This window comes from Pseudomonas sp., assembly GCF_037994325.1.
Lineage (GTDB): Bacteria > Pseudomonadota > Gammaproteobacteria > Pseudomonadales > Pseudomonadaceae > Aquipseudomonas.
On sequence record NZ_JBBNAH010000168.1, the window covers coordinates 1 to 6,821 of the forward strand.

Consider the following 6,821-nt stretch of genomic DNA (forward strand, 5'->3'; position numbering starts at 1 on the left):
CGTTATACATTCGTGATGATGGATCAAGCGACGATACGCTACAGATACTTGAGCGCTACAACGCACAGCATGAAAAAATTACTGTTTTTTCAGGTGCAAATATTGGTTATGTGGCAAGCTTTTTTAAGCTGATGCTTGAAGCTGATAGTTCGGCTGACTATTTTGCGCTCTGTGATCAAGATGATGTTTGGCTTCCTGAGAAACTAGCCACTGCAGTTGGATGTATAGAGAGTAAAAATAACTCTGTGCCGCTGATGTATTTTTCGCGTACCGAATATGTCGATCAACAGTTATCTCACCTCGGTTTTTCTGCTGATCTTGATATTTCGCGCATTGGTTATCGCAATGCCTTGGTGCAGAACGTAGCGACAGGCTGCACCATCGTTTTTAATAAAAAAGCGCGGGATGTTGTAATTTCCAAACTGCCGGAATACTGCCTGGTCCACGATTGGTGGATTTATTTGGTGGTCGCGACAATGGGCGAAGTTGTTTATGATCGCCGCACTTTTATAAAGTACCGCCAGCACCCTGGAAATGCGATTGGTGCTGCAGAAACGTTTTGGGGTATTTATAAGCGCCGTCTGCTGCGTTTTTTTTTCGGTCGTGCAGCGGGACGTGTTTCTTTGCAGTTGGCGGAGTTTAATCGTTTGTATGCTGATTCGCTTAGCAGTACTCAGCGCAAAAACTTACAGTTGCTCGTTGATAGCCATAACTCCGTGAGTGCGCGGCTCAGGCTATTGTTTAATAACGGGTACACTAGAAATAACAGGCTTGATAGTTTTCTGCTAAAAATTATGATATTAATTGGGCGGTTTTAAGTTCGGAATGGTAGCAATATGATAGCGTGTGTAACAGGTGCAGCCGGTTTTATCGGCCGGCAATTATGCTCGGCTCTGATTTCGGCCGGTTACGAAGTTCGCGCGCTAGGACGCAGTGCAGTCTCGTCGTTTCCTGAGTCTATAAATTACTTTCGTGGTGATATTGCCGCTGGTGTCGGTGACTTTGCTGCATTTTTCTTTGGCGCAGATGTAGTGTTTCATTGTGCCGGAGAGATATCCAAGCCTGAGAAAATGTTCTCGTTGCATATTGATGGGACGGTTTTTCTGCTCGGTTGCGTGCAGCGCGAGGCAGAGGCGAGTGGCAAGCCATTGCACTGGGTTCAGCTAAGCAGCGTTGGTGCTTATGGGATAAGCGCGAAAGATGCCAGTGCCCCGCGAGTTGTGAACAGTACCACCGCTGAGTTACCAGACAATGTCTATGAAATTACCAAAACCGCCTCAGATCACTTGGTGATGGCTTTTGCGCGGCAACACCCCCATTTTTCTTACAGCATCGTCCGTCCCTCTATTGTGGTAGGGGCTAGCATGCCCAATCAGTCGTTTTTTCAGCTCGCCAATATGGTCAGGCGCCGGCTGTTTTTTTACGTCGGACGGCATGACTCCGTGGCCAACTACGTGCACATCGACGATGTTGTCGCTGCATTGTTGCTCTGCGGGTTTTCTGAAGGCGCCAAGGGCGGAACCTTTATCGTGGCTAACGACTGTTCGTTGCGGGAAGTTATCGATGCGGTTGCTGATCTTTATGGGGTGCGTCGGCCGCGTTTAAGCGTCCCGGAAGGGTTTATGCGTGCAGTTGCCGCTATGGGTGCCAATATCCGTTCTTTCCCGCTGACGCAGAGTCGAGTAGACGCCTTAGTGCGGCGTACCTCATATATATCGAACTTTAATAGCTCTGGGCTTGAGCTTTCTTATAAACACCCCATTCCTGAGAAAATTGCTTCGATACTTGAAGGCCGTTTTGATGGCGCGCACCTTAGAGGAAAGGGTTAGTGCTAACTAAAAAGAAGATCTGTGTTGTTGCAACAGTACCTGTAGCAATCAAAGTTTTTATGCGTGAGCACGTGCTGCAACTTTCCGAGCAGTATTCCATTTCTTTGGTGTGCACAGGCGCACCGCAGGAGTTGGAATGTCTTTTTACCGGCTATGACGTGCGTTGTATTGCGCTGGATATCGAGCGAAAAATTTCCATTTGGGATGACCTGAAGTCGTTATTTAAGCTTCGCCGTTTGTTTGTGGATGAGCACTTTGATGCGGTGCATTCACTTATGCCAAAAGCTGGCTTATTAGCCATGTTGGCGGCGCGACTGGCGAAGGTGCCGGTACGCGTACATATTTTCACCGGTCAGGTGTGGTCGACTGCTAGCGGTATCAAGCGCTTTGCCTTAAAGGCAATGGACCGAGTTCTTTCTGCTTGCGCCACGCACCTATTGGCAGATAGCCCTTCGCAGCGGGCTTTTTTAGTGGACGAGCATGTTGTTGCTGCGGAAAAAATCTCGGTACTGGGTTTGGGGTCAATCAGCGGCGTCGATAGCGCTCGATTCCGGCCTGATAACAGCGCCCGTGCACAAATCAGGGCGCAGTTTTCCATACCCGACGATGCGCTAGTTTTTTTGTTTATGGCGCGTATGACCCGTGCCAAAGGCGCTGTGGATATGGCGCAGGCGTTTGCTCTTTTTACCAAGTCGGCGCCATCCGCCCACCTATTGATGGTGGGGCCGGATGAAGACGGAGTGGAGGCTGAGTTAACCGAGCTATTGGCTGACGCTGGCGGGCGCTTCCATCGCCTGGGTTTTACCGATAAGCCCGAGTGCTACATGGCGGCATCCGATGTCTTCTGTCTTCCCAGTTATCGTGAAGGTTTCAGTCTGGCAACCATTCAGGCTGCCGGTTCGGGCTTACCGGCTGTGGCTTCGCGTATATATGGCCTGACCGATGCTGTGGCGGAGGGCGTTACCGGTTTGATGCATGAACCGGGTGATATTCCCGCGATCGTAGAGTGTATGTTGCGCTTGCATGCCGACGCGCCATTTCGTGAGCAACTTGCCACTGCCGCGCGTATTCGTGCGCACGAGTATTTTTCCCAGGAATACATCGTTGGCGAGATGGCCAAGTTCTACGACGGGGTGCTGGCATGACGGATTCGTCGTTGAGTGCAGGTAACTTGTTGTTAACCGGTGCATCGGGGTTTGTCGGCAAAGCTGTACTCAGCTCATTATTAGCGGCCAAGCGCTGGAGGATCGTTTGCGCATCCCGCAGCGCGTTTTCCAGCGACGTTGAACATGTGCCGTTCGACTTGTCGACCTCGTTTGATCTTCAATCGTCGCTCGAAGGCATTGCCTGTGTCGTGCATATGGCGGCTCGTGTTCATGTGATGAATGACACCGTGGCAGATCCGCTAGGCGCTTTCCGCGCTATTAACGTCACCGCAACCTTGGAGCTGGCACGACAGGCCGCTCGCGCGGGCGTTCGGCGCTTTATTTTCCTGAGCTCGATAAAAGTAAACGGCGAGCAGACCGCTCCGCGGCAGCCGTTTACCCCTGAAGACCGTCCGCAGCCTCAAGACCCTTACGGCATCTCCAAGTACGAGGCGGAGCAGGGGCTAAGAGCGTTGGCGGCAGAAACGGGTATGGACGTCGTCATTATCCGCCCGGTGCTGGTTTACGGCCCCGAGGTCAAAGCCAACTTTCGCAGCATGATGAGTTGGCTGAGCAAAGGCATTCCGTTGCCGTTGGGCGCCATTGCCAATAAACGTAGCCTAGTCGCGCTGGATAATCTGGTGGACCTGATTGTTACCTGCGTTGATCATCCGGGCGCTGCTAATCAGACCTTTCTGGTCAGTGATGATGAAGATGTGTCCACCTCTGAATTACTTCGGCGGATGGCCAACGCGCTTGGCAAGCCAGCGAGGTTGCTGCCGGTACCAGCTGCGCTATTGCAGGCTGGCGCAGCGTTGCTTGGCAGGCGTGATGTGGCGCAGCGCCTCTGTGGTTCATTGCAGGCCGATATAAGCCACACCAAAGCGCGGTTGAATTGGGCTCCGCCGGTTTCGCTTGATCAGGCGTTGAGGCGTACAGCCCAAGAGTTTCTCGAGCATCCGTCCCTATGAATATCTGGGTTTTGGTTCCAGTTGTCGCCATTGCCTCACTGTTGCTGACCGGCGTGCTACGTCGCTATGCATTGGCTCGCAGTGTGATGGATATCCCCAACGCGCGCAGTTCCCACACTGTACCGACGCCGCGCGGCGGCGGGGTTGCGATCGTATTGAGTTTCCTCGTGGGATTGGCCATCGTGGCCGCGCTGCAGGGTATCTCGTGGAGCCTGGCATTGGCCTTTCTTGGAGCCGGTGGGTGGGTCGCATTGATTGGTTTTCTCGACGATCACGGTCATGTCGCCGCCCGTTGGCGTTTGCTCGCCCATTTCGGCGGGGCTGTTTGGGCGCTCTTCTGGTTGGGTGGACTGGCTCCAATCAGCGCATTTGGCGTTGAGTTAAACCTTGGTTGGCTGGGGCATGTACTCGCTGTGTTTTACTTGGTGTGGCTGCTCAATCTTTACAACTTTATGGACGGCATCGACGGTATTGCTGGCGTTGAGTCGGTGTGCGTCTGCTTAAGCGGCGCGTTGCTGTACATGTTGTTGGGCCAATCGAGCCTGGCCCTGTTGCCGCTGTTACTGGCGGTGGCCAGCGGCGGATTTCTAGCTTGGAACTTCCCACCAGCGAAAATTTTTATGGGCGATGCCGGTAGCGGATTTCTCGGTTTGGTGCTGGGTATTCTGTCGTTGCAGGCCGCCTGGGTTGCGCCGCAACTACTGTGGAGTTGGCTGATTCTGCTCGCGGTATTTATTGTGGACGCGACCTGGACCCTGATGCGCCGCTTGCTGCGTGGCGACAAGGTCTATGAGGCGCATCGCAGCCACGCCTATCAATATGCATCGCGCAGGTTTGGCCGGCATTTACCGGTGACTCTCGGGGTGTTGGCAATTAACCTCGTGTGGCTGTTGCCTATCGCGCTGGCGGTTGGGCGTGGCGCTCTAGACGGTTTGCTAGGCTTTGCTATGGCGAGCATGCCTCTGGTGTTGTTGGCGGTGTATTTTCACGCCGGAGAGCAAGAAAAGTAGATGCTGGACGCATGTGAGCAGGGAAGGGAGTGGATGTGAGGCCTACCAAGAGTAAGGACGGAATGCAGATGCGTGATCGCCTGGTTAACCTGCGACGCCGATACAAGCGCATTCTGCAAATCTGTGCAGATGTACTGTTGGTATGGGCATCGCTATGGCTGGCGTTTATCGTGCGCCTTGGTATCGAGCGGCCGATCAATCCTACAGGCGACTACGCTTGGCTGTTTCTAATCGCCCCGGTAATTGCCATCCCAATCTTCATTCGCTTGGGCATGTATCGCGCGGTCATGCGCTACTTCGGCAATGAAGCGCTGGTTGCGATTTTCAAGGCGGTATCGCTATCTGCCCTTGTGCTGGGTTTGTACATTTATCTGTACCGAGCCGAAGTATTGGTCCCCCGTTCTCTGGTATTCAATTACTGGTGGCTAAGCCTGCTGATGATCGGCGGCTTGCGGCTGTTTATGCGTCAGTATTTCCTCGGCGACTGGCTGCTGGCTGGCCAGCATGTGCCGTTTTTGCGCCATGAAGACAGTCTGCCCAAGGTCGCTATCTATGGCGGCGGCGCGGCGGGTAATCAGTTGGTGGCGGCGCTGCGTATGGGTAAAGGTATGCGGCCGGTGGCGTTTATCGACGACGATGAGGGCATCGCCAACCGCGTGGTCGCCGGCCTGAAGGTTTATACCTCGGACGAAATCGCGCTGATGATCAATGAAACCGGCGCGCAAGAGGTGTTGCTCGCCATTCCTTCGGCTACGCGTTCGCGCCGGCGGGAAATTCTCGCGGCGCTGGAGGCGTATCCGGTGCATGTGCGCACGGTGCCGGGGTTTATGGATTTGGCCAGCGGCCGGGTCAATGTCAGCGACCTGCAGGAGGTGGATATCGCCGATCTGCTCGGGCGCGATGCGGTGCCGCCGCGTAGCGATCTGTTTGAGCGCTGCATTCGCAACCAGGTGGTGATGGTCACCGGGGCGGGCGGTTCGATTGGTTCTGAGCTGTGCCGGCAAATCCTGTCGTCGGCGCCGACCGCCTTGGTGTTGTTTGAGCACAGTGAGTACAACCTGTACAGCATCCAGGGCGAGCTGGAAGGGCGTATTCGCCATGAAGGACTGGGGATCAAGCTGATCCCCATTTTGGGTTCGGTACGCAGCCCTGAGCGGCTGCTGGATGTGATGCGCACCTGGAGCGTCAACACCGTTTACCACGCGGCGGCGTACAAGCATGTGCCGATCGTTGAGCACAACGTGGCCGAAGGGGTGCTGAACAACGTGTTTGGCACGCTGCAAACCGCGCAGGCGGCGCTGCAGGCGGGGGTTGAGCACTTTGTGTTGATCTCCACCGACAAGGCGGTGCGCCCGACCAATGTGATGGGCAGTACCAAGCGCTTGGCGGAGATGGTGTTGCAGGCCCTGAGCGCCGAAAAGCAACCGTTGTTACTGGGGGCTAAGGCGGGCGTTTGCGCGAATAGAACCCGCTTCACCATGGTTCGCTTCGGCAATGTGTTGGGCTCGTCGGGTTCGGTGATCCCGCTGTTTCGTGAGCAGATCAGGCGCGGTGGGCCGGTGACGGTCACTCATCCGGCTATTACCCGTTATTTCATGACCATCCCTGAAGCCGCTCAGCTAGTGATTCAGGCGGGTGGCATGGGGCAGGGTGGGGATGTATTCGTGCTGGATATGGGGCAGCCGGTGAAGATCCTCGATCTGGCCGAGAAGATGATCCACCTGTCTGGCCTTAGTGTGGCGTCGGCGCGCAATCCGCAAGGCGATATCACCATCGAGTTCACCGGGCTGCGGCCGGGGGAGAAGCTCTATGAGGAGTTGTTGATCGGTGACAATGTCAGCTCGACCAGTCACCCGATGATCATGC

Annotated in this window: 6 protein-coding genes; all 6 read left to right on the plus strand. The window is 54.7% G+C overall.

The genetic code is table 11. The features are described from left to right. The coding region (locus tag AAAB16_RS05705; RefSeq protein ID WP_340662467.1) for a glycosyltransferase at positions 1–818 on the plus strand (818 nt) is incomplete at its 5' end. An 18-nt stretch (positions 819–836) separates the two neighbouring features. Then, a complete protein-coding gene (locus AAAB16_RS05710) occupies positions 837–1,829 on the plus strand; it encodes an NAD-dependent epimerase/dehydratase family protein (RefSeq protein WP_340662468.1) in 993 nt (330 codons plus the stop codon). After that, positions 1,829–2,974 (plus strand): glycosyltransferase, encoded by a 1,146-nt coding sequence (locus AAAB16_RS05715; protein WP_340662469.1) that lies wholly within the window; start codon positions 1,829–1,831, stop codon positions 2,972–2,974. Before AAAB16_RS05710 ends, AAAB16_RS05715 begins: the two co-directional genes overlap by 1 nt. After that, a complete protein-coding gene (locus AAAB16_RS05720; protein WP_340662470.1) occupies positions 2,971–3,945 on the plus strand; it encodes an SDR family oxidoreductase in 975 nt (324 codons plus the stop codon). Before AAAB16_RS05715 ends, AAAB16_RS05720 begins: the two co-directional genes overlap by 4 nt. Further along, entirely contained in the window at positions 3,942–4,955 is a 1,014-nt protein-coding gene (locus AAAB16_RS05725; protein WP_340662471.1) for a glycosyltransferase family 4 protein, read from the plus strand. The genes AAAB16_RS05720 and AAAB16_RS05725 overlap by 4 nt, the downstream gene beginning before the upstream one ends. 68 nt (positions 4,956–5,023) lie before the next feature. Beyond that, a partial coding sequence (locus tag AAAB16_RS05730; protein WP_340662472.1) for a nucleoside-diphosphate sugar epimerase/dehydratase occupies positions 5,024–6,821 on the plus strand: 1,798 nt, incomplete at its 3' end.

What these genes read in the sequence shown, in the direction of transcription:
- AAAB16_RS05710 (WP_340662468.1), top strand. Translation starts at nt 837, where the DNA reads ATGATAGCGTGTGTAACAGGTGCAGCCGGTTTTATCGGCCGGCAATTA.
- AAAB16_RS05725 (WP_340662471.1), top strand. Translation starts at nt 3,942, where the DNA reads ATGAATATCTGGGTTTTGGTTCCAGTTGTCGCCATTGCCTCACTGTTG.
- AAAB16_RS05720 (WP_340662470.1), top strand. Translation starts at nt 2,971, where the DNA reads ATGACGGATTCGTCGTTGAGTGCAGGTAACTTGTTGTTAACCGGTGCA.